Origin of the sequence: Pseudonocardia yuanmonensis (assembly GCF_039542425.1) — a bacterium.
Lineage (GTDB): Bacteria > Actinomycetota > Actinomycetes > Mycobacteriales > Pseudonocardiaceae > Pseudonocardia > Pseudonocardia yuanmonensis.
In genome coordinates this window covers 56,388-79,333 of record NZ_BAABIC010000024.1, presented here as the reverse complement: position 1 = coordinate 79,333, position 22,946 = coordinate 56,388, and the positions used below count along the sequence as shown (strand labels likewise).

Here is a 22,946-nt window from a genome sequence, read left to right as displayed (position 1 = left end):
CCCGCCGCCGACCCTCCGCCCGACGACCTGCGCCGACGGCGTGCGCCCGGGCTCCCCGCGGTCACCCGGCGGAGCGTCACTCGGCCACACCCGCGCGCAGCGCCTCGCCCAGCTCCCGCCGGCCGGGTACGCCGAGCTTGCGGTAGATGCCGTGCAGCACGTTGTCGACCGTCCGCACGGACACCATCAGCTCGGCCGCGATGGCCTTACTGGTCATCCCGGCGGCCGCGAGCGTCGCGATCTCGGTCTCCCGGGACGTCAGGACCCCGGCCCCGCCCAGCGACGCCAGCGCCGGGGTGGCGGCGCCCTGGCAGCGCCCGGCCCACTCCCGGGCCCGGGTCGCCGCGAGCCGCGCCGCACCCCGACGTCCGCCGAGGTCGTGCAGGCGGGCGGCCTGGGCGGCGACCTCGGCGGCGACGAGCAGCGTGCCGTGCCCGGCGAAGACCTCGGCGACCTCGACCAGCCGGCGGGCGTCCCCGGCGGCGAGTGCGGCGGCCTGCCGGGCACAGGCGGGGGCCATCGGACCGTCCACCTCGGCGGCCACCTCGGTGATCCGGTCCAGCGTCGTCGTCGCCGCCCCGAGTCGGACGCAGCCGTGCAAGGCCTCCAGCTCGGCCTGCACGTGGGCGACCGCCCGCGCCCGCCGGGCCGCGTCGAGCGCGCGGGTCACCGCGTCGCCGCGACCCTGCGCGGCCGCCACCCAGGCCGAGGCGAGCACCACCCACGCGTCGCCGGCCCCGCCGACCGCCTCGGACGCCCGCTCGGCCCGCCGGAGGGCCACAGCCCCGGCGACCGCGTCGCCGCGCATGGCCTCGGTCCCGGCGATGTGGGCGAGCACGACCGCCAGGAAGGGGAACGAGCCGCCTTCGACCGCTCCGGCGGCGTCCCGCAACCGCTGCAGGGCGTCGCCGAGGAGCCCCTGCCGCGCGAGCGCGATGCCGTGCCAGCCCTCGTACAGGGCCTGGGCGACGGACTGGTGGGCGGCCACTGCACGACGGTGCCCGGCCTCGGCCAGCTCCGCCGCCTCCGGGGACCGGCCCAGGCCGATCAACGCACCGCAGCTTGCCGCGTCCAGCTGGGCCCGTCCCCAGCCCGCCGCCCACGCGGCCGCGTCCGGCAGTGCGGCCCGGGCCCGCTCGGCCACGGCGAGCGCGGCATCGTGGCGTCCGGTGGCGCACAGCGCCTCGGCCGCGACGGCCCGTGCCGGGCCGGCCAGCGGACCGAGCCGGTCGGCGTCGTCGACGAGCGGCGCGACCGCGGTGAGCGCTTCGCCGTAGTGGCCCGTGTACGCGAGGGACGCCGCACGCAGCACCACCGGTTCCGGGCGCCGCGGATCGAGCCAGGACGCTCGGTCGACCTCGGCCATCAGCTCTGCCGCACCGTCCGGGTCCCCGACGCCCCACTGCAGGTTGCCGAGGCGGGCCACCGCCAGCCCCGCCCGTCGCGCGTCGGTGTCCGCGGCGGCGGTGAGCCCGGCGAGCACCTCCTCGGCCTCGCCCGGCCGGCCGAGGGCCATCAGCGCGTGGGCCAACGTCATCGACGCGTCGAACCCGCCGCCGTTGCGGACCGCGGCGCGCGCCACCCTGACCGCTGCGGCGGGGTCCGGCTCCGCCGCCGTCGCCGCCTGCTCGGCGACCGCCACGAGCGTCTCGTCCGGCACGGGCAGCCCTCCGGCGAGCCGCCAGGAGGTGGTCCGGACCGGGTCCACCGATTCGGCGCCGGACCCGCCGAGGGACTCCGCGAGGCGCCGGTAGACGGCCCGCTCGCGCAGCGGCGAGGAGGCCGAGCGCAGCACCTCGACGTAGAGCGGGCGCGCGAGCGACACCCGCACCCGGTCGCCCACCACCCGCGACACCAGAAGATCGCGCTGCTCGAGCCGGTCGAGGAGGTCGGCGCCGTACAGGCCCAACAGGCCGTCCGCGTCGAGGTCGCCGCCGAAGGCGAGCAGCTCGAGGACCTCCTGCTCCTCCGGTCGCAGGCTGCCGATCCGGGCCCGGACCAGATCGCTCAGCCGCCGCGTCGGGCGCGGCGGCCCGGCCCACCGCCAGATCCCGTCGACCGGGGCGAGGGTCCGCGACCGCAGCGCGTCCTCGACGAGCTCGCGCAGGTAGGTGGCGTTGCCGCCGGTGAGCGCGTGCAACTGGTGCACGGTCGCCCGGTCCACCTGCGCCTCCACGACCCGGCTCAGCAGCTCGGCGGTCTCGTCCTCGTCGAACTCGTGCACGTCGACGCGTTCGAGGAGGTTCTCCTTCCACAGCGCGAACACCGGGTCCGGCACGGACACGTCCGTCCGCGCCGTGAGCACGAGGAACGCCGAGCGCGTCACGGCCAGGTGGTGGAGCACGCTCGCCGACACGCTGTCGAGGAGATGGGCGTCGTTCACGCCGACGACCAGGTTGCGCCCGCCGGCCCCCGCCACGATGTGCGCCGCCGCCTGCGGCAGCACCTGCGGCCCCTCGACGGGATCCGCGGCGTCGAGGAGCTGGGCGAGTGCGCCGAGGGGGATCTCCGCCGCCGACCGCGTCGCCATCGCCCAGCGCGCCGTCCACCCCTCCGCCGCGGCCGCGTCGAGTACCGCCCGGGCCAGCCGCGTCAGGCCGGTACCGGCGGGCCCGACCAGCACCACGCCTGCGCGGCCGCCCGGGCCGGACCGGATCCGACGCACGCGGGCCAGCTGGGCGGCGCGGCCCACGAAGGGCCAGGTGCGGATCACGGCCGCCGCCCTGCTGGCGGAACGGCAGGTTCCGGCGAGGACTCCGTGGCGCACGGAGAACGGGCGCCGAGTGCGGAACGGCCGAGAACGCAACTCACCGGAAACCTCACAGGAGAGTCCCACCGCCCCGAACCGCCCCCCGCGGATCGGCAGTCGGACTCTGCCCATGTGCACCGGCACTGCCAACCGCATCCCGGCGAATTCATCCTCCTGTCGCAGAGGTCCGACCGGGCAAACGACGCGTAACGCGGTTACGCGTAGGATCCGGGCGCCCCGGCCCCGGGCTGGCGGTCACGACGGGTGAGCGGCGGGCGACACGGCGATGCCACGTGACGCGGAACGGACGCCCTGAGCCGCCATCTCCTCGACGCTGCCGATCCCCGCGGGGACAGGCGTCAGCGGGCCGTTCCGCTCACACCCTCATCTCCGCGTACCGCTGCCCCGCGGTGTTCTCCACGACCACACCGGCGACCTGGTCGGCGGGGACGCCGGCGCTGCCGTCGAGGTGGACGCCGCCCGCCTCGCCCTGCGGCGGGACCACCCAGCCGCCGGCGATCTCGCGGGAGCCGTCCTTCGCGAGCACGACCAGGCGGCAGTGCTCGCCCGCGGGGACGCCCTTGACGTTGGCCGCGAGCCGCACCCAGCCGTTGGCCGGGGTCACGGTGACCGCGGCGGTGACCGCGCCCTGGGTCGCCTCCATCGTCCGGGCGCCCGCGGCCACCGTCGTGGCGGGCGCGGTCGGGGCCAGTGCCCGGCCCGCGACGATCCCGCCACCGAGCAGCGCCGCGGCCACCACCACCGCCGCGACCGCCCGGGTCAGGAAGCGCCGGCGTCGCTCCGAGGCCCGCTCGTCGCGGATCTCGCGCAGCGCCCGGTGCAGCACCAGGTCGCTGTCCGGCGGCCCCTCCAGCAGGGCCTCGTCGGGCAGCTCGTCGAGCGTCCGCGTCATCGCGCGCAGGTCCTCCCACTCGGCGCGGCACTGCGCGCACCCCTTCAGATGAGCCTCGACCGCCGCCGTCTCCGCCGGGGTCAGCAGCCCCAGGACGTGCGCGGACAGCTCGCCGCCGTCGATGCCGCAGGTCGTCATCCCGGCACTCCCTCCACGGTCGGGCCGAGCGCGGTGCGCAGGGCGCGCAGCGCGTAGTACGAGCGGGACTTCACCGTGCCCGGGGGCACGCCGAGCACCTGGGCGGCCTCGGGCAGCGTCCGGCCGCGGAAGTAGACCTCGGCCAGGACGTCCCGGTGGTCGGGCGAGAGCCGTTCCAGGGCGGGCAGGACGGTCAGGGCGTCGACGACCCGGTCCGCGTGGTCGCCGGTCGCGACCGGGGGAGCGGCGTCCTCCTCGACCTCGGACGGACGGGCGCGCTGCGCCCGCACCCGGTCGGTCACCAGGTTCCGGGCGACGGTCAGCAGCCAGCTGCGCACCGACCCGCGGCCGTTGGTCAGCACGTCCGAGTGCTGCCACGCGCGGACCAGGACCTCCTGGACCACGTCCTCGGCCGCCGCCCGGTCGCCGAGCAGGCGGGTGGTGAACGCCAGCAGCGCCCGCCCGTGCTCGGCGTAGACGGCGCGGATCAGCGCCTCGTCCGGGTCCCGTGGACCCGTGCGTTCCCGGGCGCGTCCCCGCGCCCGGTGACCCGACCCGACCATGCACGCTCCCGGAGAGAGGACGGACGACACCGCGGGCGGAACGCGCCGGGCCCACCGGCGGTCCCGTGCCCCTGCGGAGCGCGGTGAGGGTAGCGAAGTCCACATCGGCGACACGGACGTGCCGCGGCGACGGTTCACCGCAACTTCTTCCCCGATCCGGTGAACCACCCCCCGCCCGCGTCCGTGTCCCCCTGTGAACGCTCCCCCACGAACGAGGTGATCCGATGAGGGCACGCGGCCCGATGCTGACGCTGCTCGCCGTGCTGGCGGTCGGCCTGGCGGTGTTCGGCGTGAACACGGTCCTGGCCGGCGGACCGGCGGACGAGCCGGCCGTGACGACGACCGCGCAGTCCGGCTCGACGGGCTCCGCCGCCTCGGCCGGCTCCGACGGCTACGGCGCTCCCGCCGGGGCCCCCGCCCAGGCTGCGCAGGCCACTCCCCAGGCGAGCGCCCCCGCTCCTCAGGCCCAGGCCCCTCAGCAGGAGCAGGAGGCCGCCCCCGCCGTGTCCGACGCCGCCTTCGCCGGCCGCTCCGCCGGCAACGAGGTGACCGTCGCGATGGGCGTCGAGGGGGACAAGGTCGTCGCCTACGTCTGCGACGGCGAGCAGGTCGAGTCCTGGTTCGAGGGCACCGTCAACGGCGGGAAGCTGCAGCTCAGCGGCGTGGACGGCGACCTGACCGCCGACGCGACGGACCGGGCCGTGTTCGGCACCGTCGCCGTCGGCGACAAGAGCTGGCCCTTCTCCGCCCAGCCCGAGGACGCCCCCGCCGGGGTCGCCACCGACCGGGCCGTCCTGAAGAAGCTCGGCACCGCCTGACCCCGATCTCCCCGGAGGACCCCGTGAGCCGCTCCCCGCGCGCCGGTGCCACCGATCTCGGCCTCGATCCCGCCGAGCACGGCACCGAGCCCTACTCCGACACCGCCGACGCCGGCCACCGGCCGGGCCACGACCCCGGCCGGTTCGACCCGCCCACCGACCCGAACCTCCCGATCGTGCCGGCGGGGCCGGACGCCGGGCTCGACCCGCGGTTGCACGACGCCACCACCTCGGTCTTCGCCGCCGTGCCCGACCAGCCGGGGCGCGACGAGAGCGTCGAGCAGACGTGGGCCGACCCGACGTGGGGCCGGCGCACCTGGGACCGCCCGGACTACGACGACCTGAACGACGTCGACGAGCTCGCGGAGTTCGACCGGTTCGGCGGGTTCGACGCCTTCGACGTCCCGGGCCACCGCCCCGCCGACGATCCCGCCGACGCCCCCGAGGTCGTCGAGGCGCCGGCCCACCCCCGCACCCGGCTCGCCGCGATCCTCGTCCCGACCGTCGTCGGCGTGGCGGTCTCCGTGGGCCTCGGCGCCTACGCCCGGCTCCACGAGGGCACGGGCACCGCGATCAACCTCGCCGGCTTCTCCAGCGGGCTCGCGGCCAAGAGCTGGCTCACCGCCGCGGCGTTCGTGCTGGTCCTGGTGCAGCTCTGGACCTCGATGCGGATGTATGGCCGGCTCGCCCGCCGCGGCCCCGCCGGCCCGCGGACGGCGACGCTCCACCGCTGGTCCGGCCGGGTCGCGGTGCTGCTGACGATCCCGGTCGCGGTGCACTGCCTCTACGCGCTCGGCTACTCGGACGCGAACCTGCGGGTGCTGCTGCACTCGCTGCTGGGCTGCTTCTTCTACGGCGCCTTCGCCGCGAAGATGCTCGTCCTGCCCCGGCACGACGCCCCCCGCTGGGCCCTGCCCCTCCTCGGCGGCCTGGTCTTCACGGCGCTGACCGGCCTCTTCCTGACGTCCTCGGTGTGGTTCTTCACCACCAAGGGCCTGACCTTCTGACCCCGGGAGACCCACCCATGAGCCCCCTGCTGAACCGACGCTCGATGCTCGCCGGCACCTGCGCCGCCGGGTGTGCCGCCCTCGCCGGCTGCGCCACCTACTCCGCGGCGCCGGAGCCGCAGACGGCCCCGCAGGCGGGCGGCGCCACGGCGGCGCCCCAGCCCGGCGGCGCGGCCGCTCCGCTGGTGAGGACGGCCGAGGTCCCCGTCGGCGGGGGCGTGATCCTCGCCGCGCAGCAGGTCGTCGTCACCCAGCCGACCGCGGGCCTGTTCAAGGCCTTCTCGACGACGTGCACGCACCAGGGCTGCGCGGTGACGTCCGTCGCGGACGGCCAGATCGTGTGTCCCTGCCACGGCAGCTACTTCTCCGTGACCGACGGCGCGCCGACCGAGGGACCTGCGAAGAAGCCGCTCCCCGAGAAGGCCGTCACCGTGTCGGGGGACGCCGTGACGCTGGCCTGATCAGGGCCGATCAGAGGTCCAGATCACGAGGGTCACGGCTGACCGGGCCTCGGTGCGCTCACTAGACTCCGCACGACCCCGCGTAGCGACGACGCACCACGGCGTGTGCGCTCGCCGGGGTGGGTGAGGAGTTGCGCGGATGACATCAGGCAGGGCACCGCAGGACGCCCCGACCGACCAGGTGGACGAGCAGGAGCTCGCCGAGAACGCCCCCGAGCCGCCGGAGCACCTGGTGCTCGCGGCCGAGTTCGAGGACGCGGGGCGCGAGCAGTGGGCGGCCGCGGTCGACGCGGTCGTCCGCAGGTCCGGGCGCATCGGCGAGGACGCGCCGCGCGGCGCGGGCGTCGAGAAGCTCGCCTGGGACACCGCCGACGGCATCCACGTGCAGCCGCTGTACACCGCCGAGGACGTCGCGGACCTGCCGGAGACCGGCGTGCCGGGGGCGCTGCCCTTCGTGCGCGGCTCCCGCGCCGGCGGGCACGTGCCGGCGGGCTGGGACGTCCGCCAGCACCACGCCGCGCCCTCGGCGCAGGCGGTGCACGCGGCCCTGCTGGCCGACCTCGAGAACGGCGTGTCCTCGGTGTGGCTCGCCGTCGGCGCCGGCGGCGTGCCGGTGGCCGAGCTGGGCGCGGCGCTCGACGGCGTCATGCTCGACCTCGCCCCCGTCGTGCTCGACGCGGGGGAGTCGGCCGAGGAGGCCGCCGAGGCCTTCCTGACCCTGGCCGAGCAGCGCGGCGTCGCGAAGGACGCCCTGCTCGGCACCCTCGGCCTCGACCCGATCGGGCTGCGCGCCCGCGCCGGCTCCGGGCCGGACGTGGACTCCGTCGTCCCGCTCGCGACCCGTGTGGCGGGGCAGTACCCCCAGGTCAAGGCCGTGGTCGTCGACGCCACCCCGGTCCAGGAGGCCGGCGGCTCCGAGGCCCAGGAGCTCGGCTTCTCGCTGGCGGCGGGCGTGGCCTACCTGCGCGCGCTCACCGGTGCCGGGCTGTCGGTGGCCGAGGCGGCGCGCCTGCTGGAGTTCCGCTTCTCCGCCACCGCCGAGCAGTTCCCGACCATCGCCAAGCTCCGGGCGGCCCGACGGCTGTGGGGCCGCGTCCTGGAGGCGTCCGGTGTCGACGGCCCCGGCCAGGCCCAGCACGCCGTCGTCTCGCCGACGCTGTTCACCAAGCGGGACCCGTGGGTGAACATGCTGCGCGGCACCGTCGCCGGGTTCGCCGCCGGTGTCGGCGGGGCGGACGCGGTCACCGTGCCGCCGTTCGACATCGCGATCGGGGAGGCCGAGCCCTTCTCCCGGCGCGTCGCGCGCAACACCCAGTCCCTGCTCATCGAGGAGTCCCACCTGGCCCGGGTGATCGACCCGGGCGGCGGCTCCTGGTACGTCGAGCACCTCACGGACGACCTCGCCCGCGCCGGCTGGGCCTTCTTCCAGGAGCTCGAGGCCGCGGGCGGCGCCGTGGCCGCGCTCGACTCCGGGCTGCTCGCGGAGCAGATCGGCGAGGTCCGGGCGAAGCGCGAGAAGGGCGTCGCGACCCGCCGCACGCCGCTGACCGGCGTGAGCGAGTTCCCGAACCTCGACGAGAAGCCGGTCGAGCGCACGCGGCTCCCTGAGCCGGTCGCCCGCGGCGGCCTGCCGCTCTACCGGCCCGCGGAGGCCTACGAGGCCCATCGCGACCGGTCGGACGAGATCCTCGCCGAGACCGGCGCGCGCCCGGCCGCCTTCCTGGCCACCCTCGGCCCGCTCGCGGCGTACACCACCCGCGCCGGGTTCGCGCGCAACCTGCTGCAGGCGGGCGGGATCGCCGCGCCCGAGGCCGGCCCGACCGAGACACCGGAGGAGGTGGCCGAGGCCTTCCGCAAGGCGGGTTCCCCGGTCGCGGTCCTCTGCTCCACGGACGCGCTGTACGGCGAGCGCGCCGAGGCCACGGCCGCCGCGCTGCGCGAGGCCGGCGCCGCGCGCATCCTGCTGGCAGGCAAGGGCCCCTACGAGGGCGTCGACGGGTACCTGTTCGCCGGGTGCGACGCCCTCGCCGTCATCGACGACGTCTACTCCGCCCTGGAGGTCGAGAAGTGAGCATCCCCGACTTCACGACGGTCGACCTGGCGTCCGACGCGTCGCCGACCACCGACTGGGCCGGCGGCCCGGAGGCCTGGGAGGCCCCCGAGGGCATCGAGGTCAAGCCCTTCTACAGCGCGGCGGACACCGAGGGCCTGGACTTCCTGCGCACCTACCCGGGCATCACCCCGTACCTGCGCGGGCCGTACCCGACCATGTACGCGAGCCAGCCGTGGACGATCCGCCAGTACGCGGGCTTCTCCACGGCCACCGAGTCGAATGCCTTCTACCGCCGCAACCTCGCGGCCGGCCAGAAGGGCCTGTCGATCGCCTTCGACCTGGCCACGCACCGCGGCTACGACTCGGACCACCCGCGTGTGGGCGGCGACGTCGGCATGGCCGGCGTCGCGATCGACTCGATCTACGACATGCGGCAGCTGTTCGACGGGATCCCGCTGGACAAGATGTCGGTCTCGATGACGATGAACGGCGCGGTGCTCCCGGTGCTCGCCCTCTACATCGTCGCGGCGGAGGAGCAGGGGGTGAAGCCGGAGCAGCTCGCGGGGACCATCCAGAACGACATCCTCAAGGAGTTCATGGTCCGCAACACCTACATCTACCCGCCGCAGCCGAGCATGCGGATCATCTCGGACATCTTCTCGTACACGTCGCAGAAGATGCCGAAGTTCAACTCGATCTCGATCTCCGGGTACCACATCCAGGAGGCCGGGGCGACGAACGACCTCGAGCTCGCCTACACCCTGGCCGACGGCGTGGAGTACCTGCGCGCCGGGATCGACGCCGGCCTGGACGTGGACAAGTTCGCCCCGCGCCTGAGCTTCTTCTGGGCGATCGGCATGAACTTCTTCATGGAGGTCGCCAAGATGCGGGCCGCGCGCCTGCTCTGGTCGAAGCTCGTGAACCAGTTCTCGCCGAAGAACCCCAAGTCGCTCTCGCTGCGCACGCACTCGCAGACGTCGGGCTGGTCACTGGCCGCGCAGGACGTCTACAACAACGTGGTCCGGACCTGCGTCGAGGCGATGGCGGCGACCCAGGGCCACACCCAGTCGTTGCACACGAACTCGCTTGACGAGGCACTCGCGCTGCCCACCGACTTCTCCGCGCGGATCGCCCGCAACACCCAGCTGCTGCTGCAGCAGGAGTCCGGCACCACCAAGGTCATCGACCCGTGGGGCGGCTCCTACTACGTGGAGAAGCTCACCTACGACCTGGCGCGCCGGGCGTGGGGGCACATCGCCGAGGTCGAGAAGGCCGGCGGCATGGCCCGGGCGATCGACGCCGGCATCCCGAAGCTGCGCGTCGAGGAGGCCGCGGCCCGCACCCAGGCCCGGATCGACTCCGGCCGCCAGCCCGTGATCGGCGTGAACAAGTACGTGGTCGACGAGGACGAGGTGGTCGAGGTCCTCAAGGTCGACAACGCGCAGGTGCGCCGCGAGCAGATCGAGAAGCTCGAGCGGCTGCGCGCCGAGCGGGACTCCCGCGAGGTCGACGCGGCGCTGGAGAAGCTGACGAACTCGGCGGCGGCGATCGCCGAGGGTGCCGAGCGCGGCGTCGACCAGAACCTGCTGGCCCTGGCCGTCGACGCCGCCCGCGCGAAGGCCACGGTCGGCGAGATCTCCGACGCGCTGGAGAAGGTGTTCGGGCGGCACTCCGGCCAGATCAGGATCATCTCCGGCGTGTACTCCGAGGAGGCCGGGTCCAGCCCGGCGATCACGCGTGCCCGCGAGCTCGTCGCCGAGTTCGCCGAGGAGGAGGGGCGCCAGCCCCGCATCCTCGTCGCCAAGATGGGCCAGGACGGGCACGACCGCGGCCAGAAGGTGATCGCGACGGCGTTCGCCGACCTGGGCTTCGACGTCGACGTCGGCCCGTTGTTCCAGACCCCCGCCGAGGTGGCGCGGCAGGCCGCGGAGGCCGACGTCCACGTCGTCGGGGCGAGCTCGCTCGCCGCCGGGCACCTGACGCTGGTGCCCGAGCTGAAGGAGGAGCTGGCGAAGCTGGGCCGCGAGGACATCATGATCGTCGTCGGTGGCGTGATCCCGCCGGCCGACGTGCCGCAGCTCGTCGACATGGGCGCCGCGGCGGTCTTCCCGCCCGGCACAGTGATCGCGGAGTCGGCCGTCGAGCTGCTCGGCAAGCTGTCGGCGGCCCTCGGCCACGGGGACCACGCGGAGTCGACGGACTGATGCCCCCGAAGCCGCCGGACGTCCCGGCGCTCGCCAAGGGCGTGCTCGACGGCAACCGCACGGTCCTGGCCCGCGCGATCACGCTCGTCGAGTCGAACCGCGCCGACCACCGGCAGGCGGCCCAGCAGCTGCTCCTGGAGCTGCAGCCGCACGCCGGCGGCGCGACGCGGGTCGGGATCTCGGGCGTGCCCGGCGTCGGGAAGTCGACCTTCATCGAGGCGCTCGGCACCCGGCTGACGGGGGAGGGGCACAAGGTCGCGGTCCTGGCCGTCGATCCGTCGTCCACCCGGACGAAGGGGTCGATCCTGGGTGACAAGACCCGGATGGCCGCGCTCGCCGTGGACGACAACGCCTTCATCCGGCCCTCGCCGAGCGCCGGCACGCTCGGCGGCGTCGCCCGGCGCACCCGCGAGACGATGGTGCTGATGGAGGCCGCCGGCTACGACGTCGTGCTGGTCGAGACGGTCGGCGTCGGCCAGTCCGAGGTCACCGTGGCCGGGATGGTCGACACCTTCCTGTTCCTCACCATCGCCCGCACCGGCGACCAGCTGCAGGGGATCAAGAAGGGGATCCTGGAGCTGGCGGACGTCGTCGCGGTGAACAAGGCGGACGGGCCGCACGAGAGGGAGGCCAGGGCCGCCGCCCGCGACCTCGCGGGCGCGCTGCACATGATGGCGCCGTCGAGCGAGCACTGGCGGCCGAAGGTGCTGTCCTGCAGCGCACAGACCGGCAAGGGCCTCGACAAGGTGTGGGGCACGGTGCTCGAGCACCGCGCGGCGCTGGAGAAGGCCGGCGAGCTCGCGCGGCGCCGGGCCGACCAGCAGGTCGAGTGGATGTGGGCGATGGTCCGCGACCAGCTGATGGACCGGCTGACGAGCGACCCGGGCGTGAAGAGGCGGCTGCCGGGGCTGACCGAGGAGGTCCGCACCGGCGAGCTGACGCCCACGCTGGCCGCCCAGGAGATCCTGGACCTGCTGGGCTGACGGTTCCGGCGGGCCGGACCCGGACGCGCCGGAACTCGGACGCGACAGATGCCCCGGGTCGGCGCATGCTGGGGGCGTGGCGGACGTGGCGGGCCGGGCCCCGGAGCGCGCGCAGGCGCACCCCGGCGACCCCGCCCGCCCGGCCGACGAGGTGCCGGACGCCCCGACGGTCCGGCTCACCGCCGAGGGCACGCCCCGGCCCTACGGTCGGCACGGGGCCTGGGTCCTGGTCAAGCGCACGCTGGTGCGGGCCTGGGACGACAACATCTTCAGCGAGTCGGCGGCGGCCGCGTTCTGGCAGACCCTGTCGCTGCCGCCGCTGCTCCTGGGTGTGCTCGGCAGCCTCGGCTACATCGGCGGCTGGTTCGGCCCGGACACGATCGACCTCGCCGAGCAGCAGATCCTCCGCGGCGCCTCCACGGTGTTCAGCCGCAACGTCGTCGACGAGATCATCGCCCCGACCGTCACCACGCTGCTCACGACGGGCCGCAGCGAGCTCGTGTCGCTGGGCTTCGTGATCTCGCTGTGGTCGGGGTCGTCGGCGATGTCGTCGTTCGTCGACGCGATCACCCGGGCCCACGACCAGTACGGCGTCCGCAACGCGGTCTGGCAGCGGACGCTCGCGCTGCTCATGTACCTCGTCGCCCTGGTCGGCGGGATCGTCTCCCTGCCGCTGCTCGCCCTCGGCCCGGACCGGCTGCCCAAGCTGCTGCCGGCGTCGTGGCAGGACCCGGCGGTCACGCTCATCGGCTGGCTCTACTACCCGGTGCTCGGGTTCGTGCTGGTCCTCGCCCTGACCACGCTCTACAAGCTCGCGCTGCCGGCCAAGCCGCCGTGGCACCGCGGCCTGCCGGGCGCTCTGCTCGCGGCCGTGGTGTTCCTGGCCGGGGTCACCGGGCTGCGCGTCTACATCAGCTGGCTCACCACCACCGGCTACACCTACGGCGCCCTCGCCGCGCCGATCGCGTTCCTGCTGGCCGCGTTCTTCATCGGGCTCGCGATCGTGCTGGGCGCGCACTTCAACGCGGCGATCCAGCACTACTGGCCCAAGCGGCTCCGGGACCGCCGCAACAAGGTGCCGCAGCCGCACCTGTCGTAACGCCCGAAAGATCCGCTCCGAACGCCTCCGGTCGACCACGATCACGGAGGTGTCCGCACGTGCTGACCCCGGGCGAGACCAAGGACCTCATGCGGCGCTTCGAGAGCGCGATGAACGAGCGCCGGCTCGACGACCTGGACGCCCTGCTCGCGCCGGACGTCGTCCGGCACTGCGAGGCGACGCCCGCGATGGAGGTCACGAACCTCGACCAGTTCAAGGACTTCCTGCGGTTCGACGCCACGGTCTTCCCGGACAACAAGCAGACCTTCGAGCACATCGTGGTCGACGGGGACATGGTCGGCCTCTGGGCGACCTACGAGGGCACCCAGGACGGCGACTTCGGCCCGTTCCCGGCCACCGGGAAGTACGCCAAATTCAGCTTCGGGGCCGTGTTCCGGATGGCCGAGGGCAAGATCGCCGAGTGGTGGATCACCTGGGACAACATGACGGTCCTGCGGCAGCTCGGCCACCTGCAGGGCTGACACGGGGCGACCCCGCGGGCAGGATGCCCGGCATGACCTCACCGGGGGCGTGGCTGCGCCGCCACGACCCCGGCCTGGCCGCCGTCCGGCGGGCGGCGCGGGTGACGGTCGTCGCCTGCCTGGGCTTCTACGTCTGCCGGTACGTGCTCGACGACCCGGACATGGCCGCGTACGCCCTGTTCGGGGCCGTCGCGCTCGGGGCGCTCTCGCAGATCCCGGGCACCCCGTCCCGGCGGGCGCGCACGATCCTGGTGATGCTGCCCGTCGGGGCCGTGCTGATCAGCCTCGGCACGCTGCTGTCGTTCGACCTGGCCGCCGCGACGGCCGGGATGTTCGTGCTCGGCTTCGTGGTCAGCTTCGTGGGGGTGGGCGGACCGCGGCTGGTCGGGCTGGCCGCCGGCACGCAGCTGCTGTACATCCTGCCGTGCTTCCCGCCGTTCGACCCGGGCGCGCTGGGCTGGCGCATCGCGGGCCTCGCACTCGCCGTCGTGGTGCTGGCCGCCGCCGAGCTGGTGCTCTGGCCGGACCGGAGCCCGCCGCCCTACACCGATCGGCTGGCCGCGGCCGTGGGCGGTCTCGCCGCCTGCCTCGACGCGCTGGTCGTCGCCTGGTCCGGCGGCGGGCGGGAGCGGCTCGACGCGCTCCTGCCCGAGGCCGTCGACGCCGCCGACGCGCTGCGGCCCTCCCAGCTGCCGCTCGGCCAGGCCCCGGCCTCGGCGAGCCGTCGCGACCACGCGTTGGCCACCGCGGCCGGGACGACGCGGCTGCTGCTCGGCCGCGTCGCCGACCTCGCCCTGACCGACGACCGGGCCGCCCCGGACCTGCCCGCCGCCACCGGCCTGCTGCGCCAGGTCGCCTCCTGCGTCGCGGCCGCCGGCGCGTGGCTGCGTGGCGAGGGCGAGGTCCCGGACACCGACCGGGTCGCCGCGGCCCTGCGGGAGTTCCGGGCGGCGCGCGCCGCCATTCCGCCCGACGGCCTCCCGCCGGAACGGCTGCGGCTCGGGTCGCTGGCCCTGCAGCTGGGGGAGTGGACGAAGACGCTGGTCACGGCGCTGCGCGTGGTCGCGGGCGCCCCCGTCCCGCCCGACCCCACCCCGGCCTCGGCCCGTCCCGGCGTCTTCTGGTTCGCCCACGAGCCGGAGTGGGCGCTGCTCTGGCACCGGCTGCGCGAACACCTCACCCCGCGGTCGGTCTACTTCCAGGGCGCGCTCCGGCTCGCCGTCGCCCTGGCCGTCGCAAGGCTGCTGGCCGGGCTGTTCGACCTGTCCCACGGGTTCTGGGTGCTGCTCACCATCCTCACCGTGCTGCGGACCACGGCCGCCGAGACCCGCGCCCTGCTGCGCCCGGCCCTGATCGGAACCACCATCGGCGCCCTCATCGCGGCCGGGCTGCTCGTGGTGGGCGTGCCGCCCACGACCTACGCCGTCCTGCTGCCGATCCTCATGCTCGTCGGCTTCGCCGCCGGTCCGCTGCTCGGCCCCGGCTGGGCACAGGCGCTCTTCACCCTGGTCATCTCGATGGTGTTCGCGCAGGTCAGCCCGGCGGACTGGCATCTGGCCGAGGCCCGGCTGCTCGACGTCGCCGTCGGCGCCGCCATCGGCGTGGTGATCGGCCTGATCGCGTGGCCGCGCGGTGGGACCGGCGAACTGCACCGCGCCGCCGCCGAGTTCCTGGCCGACGCCGCGGGCGTGGTCCGCGAGACGGTCCGGGTGGTCGCCGAGGGCGCCCGGCCCGCCGACGCCCTGCCCCGCGCCCGCCGCACCGGCCGCCTCGCCGAGGCCTCCTACGCGCTCTACCAGAGCGAACGGCCGCAGCCCGGCGTCGTCGACTGGCAGGCGACCCTGGTGGCCGGGCACCACGCCGTGCGCGGGGCGGAGGCCCTGGTCCGGGAGTGCCCGACCGGGCGGCTGCTCAGCTGCGTGGGCCCGCTCGACCTCGCCGCCGCGGACGTCGCCGCCCGCTTCGAGCACGTCGCCCTCGGTCTCGCGCGCCGGGACCGCACCGCCCTCACCGCGCCGACGCTCCCGCCGCCGGACCTGCGGTGGCCCACGGACCTCGGTGTCGACCTCTACCACCTCGCCGACCTGCGGGTCTGGCTCGACGGCCTGCGCGACGACCTCTCCCGGGTCCTCGCCGCCCCCGCCGCCGAACCCGGGTCGCCGGCCGACGCCCTCCGCCTCCGGCTGGCCGGGATCGCGGACGGGGCGCCCCGGTAGGCCATGATCACCGGACGTGGACGGACGCCGTCGAGGAACGACGTCCGCGGTCCCCCACCGACGATCATGGAGCGTGGCGCCGAAGGAGCCGATACTCAGCGACGGAACGCGGCGAGGGTCGAGCCGACGGCGGCCTGCAGCAGCCCCGCCTCCGCGGGCATCGTGAGCCAGGTGAAGCCCAGTTCGCGGTAGGTGGCCACCCACTCGGTCGACCCGCAGTAGACGCCGACCGGCATGCCCGCCTCCCGGCACTGCCCCGTGACGGAGCGGAGCAGGTCGCGGTAGCCCTCGTCGTCGAGCGGCGGGATCGCGGCCCGGCCCGAGCTCAACGAGAGGTCCGACGGGCCGACGAAGAGCGCGTCGACCCCGTCGACCTGCAGGATCGCCGGCAGGTCCGCGACCGCCGCCATCGTCTCGATCATGATCACGCAGGCGCCGCGAGCGAGGACGTCGGCGCCGGTCCAGCCCACCCGGGTGGGGCCGAAGCTGCGCACCCCGGCCGGGGGATAGGCGCACGCGGCGGTGGCCGCCGCGGCCTCGGCGGCCGAGTCGACCAGCGGGACGATCACGCCGTCGGCCCCGCGGTCGAGGGCCCGGCTGATCGGGTCCGGGGCGTTGTGCGGCACGCGGACCAGCGTCGGGACGCCGCGCAGGGCCTGCAGCGAGGCGAGCAGGGAGTCGTCCCCGAGGAGGCCGTGCTGGGCGTCCAGGCACACGAGATCGACGCCGGAGGAGCCGACGATCTCGGCCGCGGCGGGGGAGGGGAGCTGGCACCAGCCGGCGACGGCGCCGTCGAAGGAGAGGCTCATGCCACGACCCTGCCCCTCGGCGCGCCTCGCGGGAAGCGCGGCCCGCCGCACGTACGGTCACCCGGTGCTCGGGGTCAGTCACGCCACGTCCGGAGCGGCCCTCGGGCTCGCGGTCGCGGGGCTCGCCCCGCAGGTGGTGGGCACGTCCCCGACCGCGGGCACGATCCTGACCTTCGCCGGCGTGACGGCGGGGGCCGCGCTGCTGCCCGACCTCGACCATCCCTCGTCGACGGCGAGCCGCCGCTTCTCCTGGGCCTCCTGGCTCGCCGCCCACGCGGTCCGGCCGCTGTCGGCGCTGGTCTTCCGGCTCACCCGGGGCCCGCGGGACTCCGGCCGCGGCACGCACCGGGGTCTGACCCACACGGTGGCCGGCGCGCTGCTGCTCGCCGCCGCGGTCGGCGTGACGAGTGCGCGCTGGGGCACGCCGGTCACCGCCGGGGTGCTGTTCGTGTGCCTGGCGTTGGCGATCAAGGGGCTCGACGGCCTGGTGCCCGGCCCGCCCTCGCTGGTGATCGCCGCGGGGCTGACCTGGGTGGCGGAGGAGAAGCTCCCCGGCGGCACCGCCGGGACGGCGGGCTGGCTCGGCCTCGCGGTCGGGCTCGGGATGCTGGTGCACTCGCTGGGCGACGCCGTCACCGAGTCCGGGGCACCGCTGTTCTGGCCCCTGCCCATCCGTGGCCGGCACTGGTACCCGATCGGCAGCCCGCGACCGCTGCGGTTCCGGGCCGGCGGGCGGGTGGAGGCGCTGCTGGTCGCGCCCCTGTTGACCCTCGGGACCCTCGCGCTGGCCGTGTACGTGGTGCCCGGGGCGCTCGACGTCCTGCTGGACCTGCGCGCCCGGCTGGTCACGGGCGGATGATGGCCGACGTGAGCGACTGGACGCTGCCCGCCCGCCCCGTGATCGGGATCCTGCACCCCGGGGCCATGGGTGCCGCCCTCGGCTCGGCGCTCAAGGCGCGGGCCGGCGCCGTGATCTGGGCGGCCGCGGGCCGCTCGCAGGCCACGTCGAAGCGCGCGGAGCTGGCGGACCTGATCGCCGTGCCGGACGTCGGTGAGCTGGCCCGGCGCGCGCACGTCGTGATCTCGATCTGCCCGCCGGGGGCGGCCCGCGAGGTCGCCGCACAGGTGGCCGAGGCGGTCGCCGGGCAGGACCGGACGCCGTTGTACGTCGACGCGAACGCCGTCTCCCCGGCCACGGTCGCCGCGATCGGCGGCCTCTTCCCCGACGACGCCGTGGTCGACGGAGCCGTGATCGGCCCGCCGGCGTGGGAGGCGGGCAGCACCGTCCTGTGGCTCTCCGGGCCGCACGCCTCGACGGTGGAGGCCCTGTTCGCCGGCACCCCCTTCGCGGCCCGCACGCTCGGGCCCGAGCCGGGCACCGCGAGCGCGCTCAAGGCCTGCTTCGCTCTGCAGAGCAAGGCGCTGCCCGCGATCTGGCTCGCGCTCGACGAGGCCGCGCGCACCCTCGGCGTCGACGGCCCGCTGCGCGAGGAGCTGGCGCGCACCGGCGTGGACTACCCGGCCGAGCTGGCCGCGGTGGCGGGGCGGGCGAAGGAGAAGGGCTGGCGGTGGGTCGCAGAGATGGAGGAGGCGGCGGACACCCTGGCCGCGGCCGGGGTGCCCGACGGCTTCTCCCGTGCCGCGGCCGAGATGTACCGGCGGGCCTGAACTCCCGACTCGCGCTGCCGGAACTCCCGACTCGCAGAGCGCGGTCAGCTCGAGGGGCCGAAGCGCTCCACCCGGATGCGGTCCGCGGTGACACCGAGGCCGAGGAGCAGGTCGGTCGCCGTGTCGCAGAAGGGCGGGGTGCCGCACACGAACAGGGTCTGATCGGGCTGCAGCAGCGGCTCGAGGTCCGCCGCCGTGATCCGCCCCGGCGGCCGCGCGTACCCCGGCGGCACCTCGCGGGTGTAGACGATCGTGGTCTCCGGCCCCGGCAGCTCGTCGCCGTAGTACAGCGCCGACGGCGTGCGGGCCGAGACGATCAGCCGGAACAGCCCCGACCCGGCGATCCGCGCGGACCGCAGCATCGCCATCAGCGGCACCACCCCGGACCCGCCGGCCACGCCGAGCGCCGGGGTGTCGCCGGGCCAGGCGAACCAGCCGCCGATCGGCCCCCGCACCTCCAGCTCGTCCCCGGGCTCGACGACCTCGTGCAGGAACTCCGACACCTCGCCGCCGGGCAGCAGCTCGACGGTCAGGTCGATCTCGTCCGTGCCCGGCACCGACGCCACCGAGTAGTCCCGCTGGGCGGTGTAGCCGTCCTCCGCGGTCAGCCGCACCACGTAGTACTGCCCGGCGATGTGCCCGGACTCCGCCGGGAGCTTGAGCCGGAAGGTCTTGGCCGTGGGCGTCTCCCGCCGGACGTCCAGCACCGTCGCCGTCTGCCAGGTCGCCATCAGTCCCCCTGGTACCGCTGCTCGAGCCAGGGGTCGCCCCGGTCGTGGTACCCGTTGCGCTCCCAGAAGCCCTGCTCGTCCTCGGCCATGACGCGCAGGCCGGAGACCCACTTCGCGCTCTTCCAGAAGTACAGGTGCGGCACCAGCAGCCGCGCCGGCCCGCCGTGCTCGACGGTCAGCGGCCGCCCGTCCGCCTCCCACACCACCCACGCCTTCCCGCCGGTCACGTCCGCCAGCGGCAGGTTCGTGGTGTAGCCCGTGTGCGCCGTCGCCATGACGAACCCGGCCTCCGGCTGCACGCCCACGGCCTCGAGCAGCGTGTCGACCGAGACCCCGTCGAACGTCATGCCCAGCTTCGACCAGGTGGTGACGCAGTGGATGTCGCCGGAGTACCGCGACCCCGGCAGGGCGTGGATCTCCTCCCAGGTCCAGCTGCGCGGCCGGTCGACCAGGCCCTCGATGGTGAAGGTCCAGCGGTCGGTGCCGATCCGCGGCGTGGCCTCCGCGTTGAGCACCGGCCAGTCGTCCTTCGCGTCGTACTGGCCCGGGGGCAGCCGCGGGTCGCGCGTCGCCCGGCCGCGCCCGGTGAAACCTCGGGTGATCGCCATGCCCGTCCCTCCGCCGACGTGTCCTACCGCGACACAGCATGGCGGACTGCGGCGACATTCCCGCGCGCCGAGCGGTGTGAGGTCGACGGGTGACCCACATCCGGGACTCACCCCCGGTGGAGCCCGGGTTCCCGGTCCGGGACCACGAAGGACGCCGCGGTGCGGACCGGCGCACCCGGCGTCGTGACGGCGTCGACCACCCGGAAGTCGGCGGTGAGCCGCCCGGGCTCGTAGCGGGCCCGCACGTACCCCCGGCGGTTGCTGCGGAAGCGCAGGTGGGGGTTGGTCCGCAGGTCGGGGTGGTCGGTCGAGGCGTCCCCGTCGCCGCTCGAGGTGATCGAGCTGGACACGAGCTCGGTGCCGACGACGGGCGAGGCCGGGTCCTCGTAGTCGGCCTTGATCTCGTTGGCCCAGTGGGTGTGCACGTCGCCGGTGAGGACGACGGCGTTGCGCACACCGGCGTCGACCCAGCTGCGGGTGACCCGGTCGCGGGAGGCGGCGTAGCCGTCCCAGCCGTCCATGGCCAGCCTCTCGGGAGCACCGGGGTCGAGGTCGCGCCGGGCGAAGAACACCTGCTGGCCCAGCACGTCCCAGCGCGCCCGCGAGCGCCGGAACCCGTCGGCGAGCCAGCGCTCCTGGGCGGCCCCGGGCAGCGACCGCCCGGGATCCAGCCGCTCCGTGCAGCCGACCCGTCGGCCGTCCCCGCACGCCTGGTCGTCCCGGTACTGACGGGTGTCGAGCACGTGGAAGGTGGCGAGCCCGCCCCACTCGATCCGCCGGTAGAGCTGCATGTCGGGGCCGCGCGGCACCGACGTGCGGCGCAGCGGCATGTTCTCGTAGTACGCCCGGGCAGCGGCGGCGCGGCGGGCGCGGAAGGCCCTGCGTGGCTGCTCGTCCTCGGGGTCGGCACCGGCCCAGTTGTTGTCGGTCTCGTGGTCGTCCCACACCACCAGCCAGGGCGCGACGGCGTGCGCGGCGCGCAGGTCCGGGTCGGTCCGGTACTGCGCGTACCGCTGACGGTACTCGGCCAGGTCCGTCGTCTCGGGTCCGACGACGGGCCGGACCGCCTCGTCCGGCGTCGCGTACTCGTACTGGTAGTCACCGAGGTGCAGGACGAGGTCGGGTTCGTCCTCGGCGAGCCGGCGGTACGCGGTGAAGTACCCGATGGGGTAGTTCGCGCAGGAGGCGACGCAGGTGGTCAGCGCCGGACCGAGGGCGCCGGAGGCGGGCGCGGTCCGGGTGCGGCCCGCGGGGGAGACGGCCCCGTTCGCGCGGAACCGGTAGAAGTACTCGCGGCCGGGAGCCAGGCCGGTGGTCTCGACGTGCAGGGTGTGCGCGGCCTCGGGTACGGCGTCGACCGTGCCCCGCTGCTCGATCACGGTGAAGCGCTCGTCGCGGGCGACCTCCCACTCCACCGGCACCACCCGCGCGGGCATCCCGCCCAGGCCGTCGGCGGCGAGGGGATCCGGCGCGAGCCGCGTCCACAGCACCATGCCGTCGGGCGACGGGTCGCCCGAGGCGACGCCGAGGGTGAAGGGGTCGCGGATCGACGCCGTGCGTGCGGCACCGGCGGCGAGCGCGCCGGTGGCGGCGGTGGCCCCGAGGAGGAACAGACGCCGGCCGAACGGCGGGAGCGTCGTGGCACCCCTGCGAGGGGCCGGAGACGGCCGGGGACCCTCCGCGCCGGTGATGCGCACGCCACCTCCCGGTGCAGGACAGGACTCGGCGACGGTCGCCCTCAGCGGGCGCCGAGCCCCGGCAGCCTACGGTCCAGCGCGAGCGCCCCGAACCCCAGCCCGACGAACAACACGGCCACGACCAGGCAGTTGACCGCGATGCGGGCGTAGCCGTGCGCCACGACGTCGACGAACGGGTACGGGTACCAGTCGATCACCGCGCCGCGCACCAGCGTGAACGCCAGCCAGGCGAGCGGGTAGCCCGCCGAGACCAGCACGACCTCCCGGTCCACCAGCCCGCGCGGGCCGAACACCAGCCACCCGACGACGGCGAGCAGCGGTGTGATCATGTGGCAGACCACGGTGGCGACCTGGTGCAGGCCGTGCGGGTCCACGGTCTGGGCCAGCACGAGGTTGTAGACGATACCGGTGACGGCGATGCCCACCACGGCGTCGAGCAGCAGGACCCGCATCGCCAGGGAGTCCCGTGCGGGATCGACCGCCAGGAGCACGTGCGTGACCCCGACGAGCAGGTTGCTGAGGATCGTGAAGTAGGCGAACACGTTGGCCACGCGGGCCCCGGTGCCGGTGAACACCGAGTAGGGGGCCGAGTCCACCGCGACGGCCACCACCTGCACCGCGACCCCGAGCAGCGCGAACGCGGCCACGAGCCCGAACCACGGCCGGGCGAGCGGGAGGTAGCGGGCCACCGGGGGGACTCTAGCCGCGGATCGCCGTCCCGGATCTGCTCGCGCAGCGCGACGACCGCGGCGTCGGCGGGTCACGGTCCGCCTCGTCCCCTTTCGGTGGGTTCGTCCCCCATGGCGGTGACGCTCGGACACGACCTCGTCACCCGGTCGTCGGACAGGGAGCACGGAGAGCGATCGTCATGCGGGTGGAACGCCGATGACACGGCTTCGTAACAGACGGTCGAGACCGTGCGAGCCGCTCCACGCTCCGGTCCGCGATCAGGGAGACGCATGACGCCCGCCGACGACCTCGACATCGGCTTCACCGGCGCCCGCTTCGGCGGCGCGCCCCGGAAGCGGCGGCGCAAGAGGACCGAGGGGGCGGCGGAGGCCGCAGGCACCGCCGGCGTGGAGGCGGGCACCCGGAGCGACCGTTGGACCGCGGACGAGGCGGACACGGCGGCCATCGCGGTCGTCGGGGAGGCGGCCCCGCTGCCGGCGCAGACCTCCACGACGGCAGCCGTCGCCGAGAGCGCCCTCGCGCCCGACGAGCCGGCCGTCGGGTACACCGGCGCCCGCTTCGGCGGGGCGTCCCGGCGTCGCCGCGAGCGCGAGGAGCACCCGGAGCCGATCCCGGTCGTGGTCGACCCGGTGCTGCCGCCGCTGCCCCCGCCCGTCGACGGGCCCGGCGACCTCGACGACGAGTACGTCGACGACCGGACCGGCCGCTCCCTGGCCGTCCGGCCGTACTTCTACACCAAGGGCCGCACCCGGTCCCGCTACGAGCTGGCCATCGAGACCCTGGTGTCCACCCCGCCCGCGGCCTTCCGCCAGCCGGAGCTGGCCGAGCACACCGCGATCCTCGAGCTGTGCCGTGAGCCCCGGTCGATCGCCGAGGTCGGCGCCTTCACGGGGATGCCGCTGGGCGTCGCCCGGGTCGTCGTGGGCGACCTCGCGGTCACGGGCGGGCTCGAGGTGCACCGGACCGCCACGGCCGAGGGACCGGACCTGGCCCTGATGGAGCGGGTGCTCGCGGGCCTGCGCCGGCTGTGAGTGCTGCCGACCGCCCCTGACCGGGC

General features: G+C 75.2%; 20 protein-coding genes. 12 read left to right on the top strand and 8 right to left on the bottom strand.

Going from position 1 to position 22,946, the window contains the following annotated elements; translation table 11 throughout:
* Window positions 1-76: 76 nt before the first annotated feature.
* From ABD990_RS27845 to ABD990_RS27835, 3 genes are all read right to left on the bottom strand, one after another.
* Entirely contained in the window at window positions 77-2,713 is a 2,637-nt protein-coding gene (locus tag ABD990_RS27845; protein ID WP_345383719.1) for a LuxR C-terminal-related transcriptional regulator, read from the bottom strand.
* Between the two features lie 412 nt (window positions 2,714-3,125).
* Window positions 3,126-3,800: an anti-sigma factor gene (locus ABD990_RS27840; RefSeq protein WP_345383718.1), complete on the bottom strand. Its 675-nt coding sequence runs from the start codon at window positions 3,798-3,800 to the stop codon at window positions 3,126-3,128.
* The gene (locus ABD990_RS27835) at window positions 3,797-4,363 is read right to left on the bottom strand and encodes a sigma-70 family RNA polymerase sigma factor (protein WP_345383717.1); all 567 of its coding nucleotides are present in this window, start codon (window positions 4,361-4,363) and stop codon (window positions 3,797-3,799) included. The genes ABD990_RS27840 and ABD990_RS27835 overlap by 4 nt, the downstream gene beginning before the upstream one ends.
* Window positions 4,364-4,587: 224 nt before the next feature.
* Between ABD990_RS27835 and ABD990_RS27830 the strand changes: the two genes are divergently transcribed.
* The 9 genes from ABD990_RS27830 to ABD990_RS27790 all read left to right on the top strand — a co-directional run bounded on the left by ABD990_RS27830 (window position 4,588) and on the right by ABD990_RS27790 (window position 15,686).
* On the top strand, window positions 4,588-5,181 hold the full coding sequence (locus ABD990_RS27830) for a hypothetical protein (RefSeq protein WP_345383716.1): 594 nt from the start codon (window positions 4,588-4,590) through the stop codon (window positions 5,179-5,181).
* Window positions 5,182-5,204: 23 nt separating this feature from the next.
* Window positions 5,205-6,188, top strand: a complete 984-nt coding sequence (locus ABD990_RS27825) for a DUF6529 family protein (protein ID WP_345383715.1) — start codon at window positions 5,205-5,207, stop codon at window positions 6,186-6,188.
* 17 nt (window positions 6,189-6,205) lie between these two features.
* Window positions 6,206-6,649 (top strand): Rieske (2Fe-2S) protein, encoded by a 444-nt coding sequence (locus tag ABD990_RS27820; protein ID WP_345383714.1) that lies wholly within the window; start codon window positions 6,206-6,208, stop codon window positions 6,647-6,649.
* 139 nt (window positions 6,650-6,788) lie between these two features.
* Complete coding sequence (locus tag ABD990_RS27815; protein WP_345383713.1) at window positions 6,789-8,720, top strand: methylmalonyl-CoA mutase family protein; 1,932 nt, start codon at window positions 6,789-6,791, stop codon at window positions 8,718-8,720.
* On the top strand, window positions 8,717-10,906 hold the full coding sequence (gene scpA, locus ABD990_RS27810; protein ID WP_425569673.1) for a methylmalonyl-CoA mutase: 2,190 nt from the start codon (window positions 8,717-8,719) through the stop codon (window positions 10,904-10,906). Before ABD990_RS27815 ends, scpA begins: the two co-directional genes overlap by 4 nt.
* Window positions 10,906-11,889 carry a methylmalonyl Co-A mutase-associated GTPase MeaB gene (gene meaB, locus ABD990_RS27805; protein ID WP_345383712.1) on the top strand — a complete coding sequence of 328 codons (984 nt, stop codon included), beginning with the start codon at window positions 10,906-10,908 and terminating at the stop codon, window positions 11,887-11,889. The genes scpA and meaB overlap by 1 nt, the downstream gene beginning before the upstream one ends.
* A 76-nt stretch (window positions 11,890-11,965) precedes the next feature.
* The gene (locus tag ABD990_RS27800; RefSeq protein ID WP_425569672.1) at window positions 11,966-12,988 is read left to right on the top strand and encodes a YihY/virulence factor BrkB family protein; all 1,023 of its coding nucleotides are present in this window, start codon (window positions 11,966-11,968) and stop codon (window positions 12,986-12,988) included.
* Window positions 12,989-13,047: 59 nt separating this feature from the next.
* Entirely contained in the window at window positions 13,048-13,470 is a 423-nt protein-coding gene (locus ABD990_RS27795) for an ester cyclase (protein WP_345383711.1), read from the top strand.
* A gap of 32 nt (window positions 13,471-13,502) precedes the next feature.
* Window positions 13,503-15,686 (top strand): FUSC family protein, encoded by a 2,184-nt coding sequence (locus ABD990_RS27790; protein ID WP_345383710.1) that lies wholly within the window; start codon window positions 13,503-13,505, stop codon window positions 15,684-15,686.
* Between the two features lie 95 nt (window positions 15,687-15,781).
* Here ABD990_RS27790 and ABD990_RS27785 read toward each other — a convergent pair whose 3' ends face one another.
* Entirely contained in the window at window positions 15,782-16,495 is a 714-nt protein-coding gene (locus tag ABD990_RS27785) for an HpcH/HpaI aldolase family protein (protein WP_345383709.1), read from the bottom strand.
* Between the two features lie 64 nt (window positions 16,496-16,559).
* Between ABD990_RS27785 and ABD990_RS27780 the strand changes: the two genes are divergently transcribed.
* Both ABD990_RS27780 and ABD990_RS27775 read left to right on the top strand, forming a co-directional pair.
* Window positions 16,560-17,354, top strand: a complete 795-nt coding sequence (locus ABD990_RS27780; protein ID WP_345383708.1) for a metal-dependent hydrolase — start codon at window positions 16,560-16,562, stop codon at window positions 17,352-17,354.
* Between the two features lie 8 nt (window positions 17,355-17,362).
* Window positions 17,363-18,163, top strand: a complete 801-nt coding sequence (locus tag ABD990_RS27775; protein ID WP_425569671.1) for a DUF1932 domain-containing protein — start codon at window positions 17,363-17,365, stop codon at window positions 18,161-18,163.
* 44 nt (window positions 18,164-18,207) lie between these two features.
* Here the strand turns inward: ABD990_RS27775 and ABD990_RS27770 are convergent, their stop codons facing one another.
* The 4 genes from ABD990_RS27770 to ABD990_RS27755 form a co-directional block, all read right to left on the bottom strand.
* Entirely contained in the window at window positions 18,208-18,894 is a 687-nt protein-coding gene (locus ABD990_RS27770; RefSeq protein ID WP_345383706.1) for a ferredoxin reductase, read from the bottom strand.
* Window positions 18,894-19,502, bottom strand: a complete 609-nt coding sequence (locus ABD990_RS27765) for a sulfite oxidase-like oxidoreductase (protein ID WP_345383705.1) — start codon at window positions 19,500-19,502, stop codon at window positions 18,894-18,896. The genes ABD990_RS27770 and ABD990_RS27765 overlap by 1 nt, the downstream gene beginning before the upstream one ends.
* A 107-nt stretch (window positions 19,503-19,609) precedes the next feature.
* A complete protein-coding gene (locus ABD990_RS27760; protein WP_425569674.1) occupies window positions 19,610-21,193 on the bottom strand; it encodes an alkaline phosphatase D family protein in 1,584 nt (527 codons plus the stop codon).
* A gap of 47 nt (window positions 21,194-21,240) precedes the next feature.
* Window positions 21,241-21,888: a Pr6Pr family membrane protein gene (locus tag ABD990_RS27755; RefSeq protein ID WP_345383704.1), complete on the bottom strand. Its 648-nt coding sequence runs from the start codon at window positions 21,886-21,888 to the stop codon at window positions 21,241-21,243.
* Between the two features lie 270 nt (window positions 21,889-22,158).
* Here ABD990_RS27755 and ABD990_RS27750 point away from each other — a divergent pair, with 270 nt between their 5' ends.
* Complete coding sequence (locus ABD990_RS27750; RefSeq protein ID WP_345383703.1) at window positions 22,159-22,920, top strand: DUF742 domain-containing protein; 762 nt, start codon at window positions 22,159-22,161, stop codon at window positions 22,918-22,920.
* The last annotated feature ends 26 nt before the right edge of the window (window positions 22,921-22,946 follow it).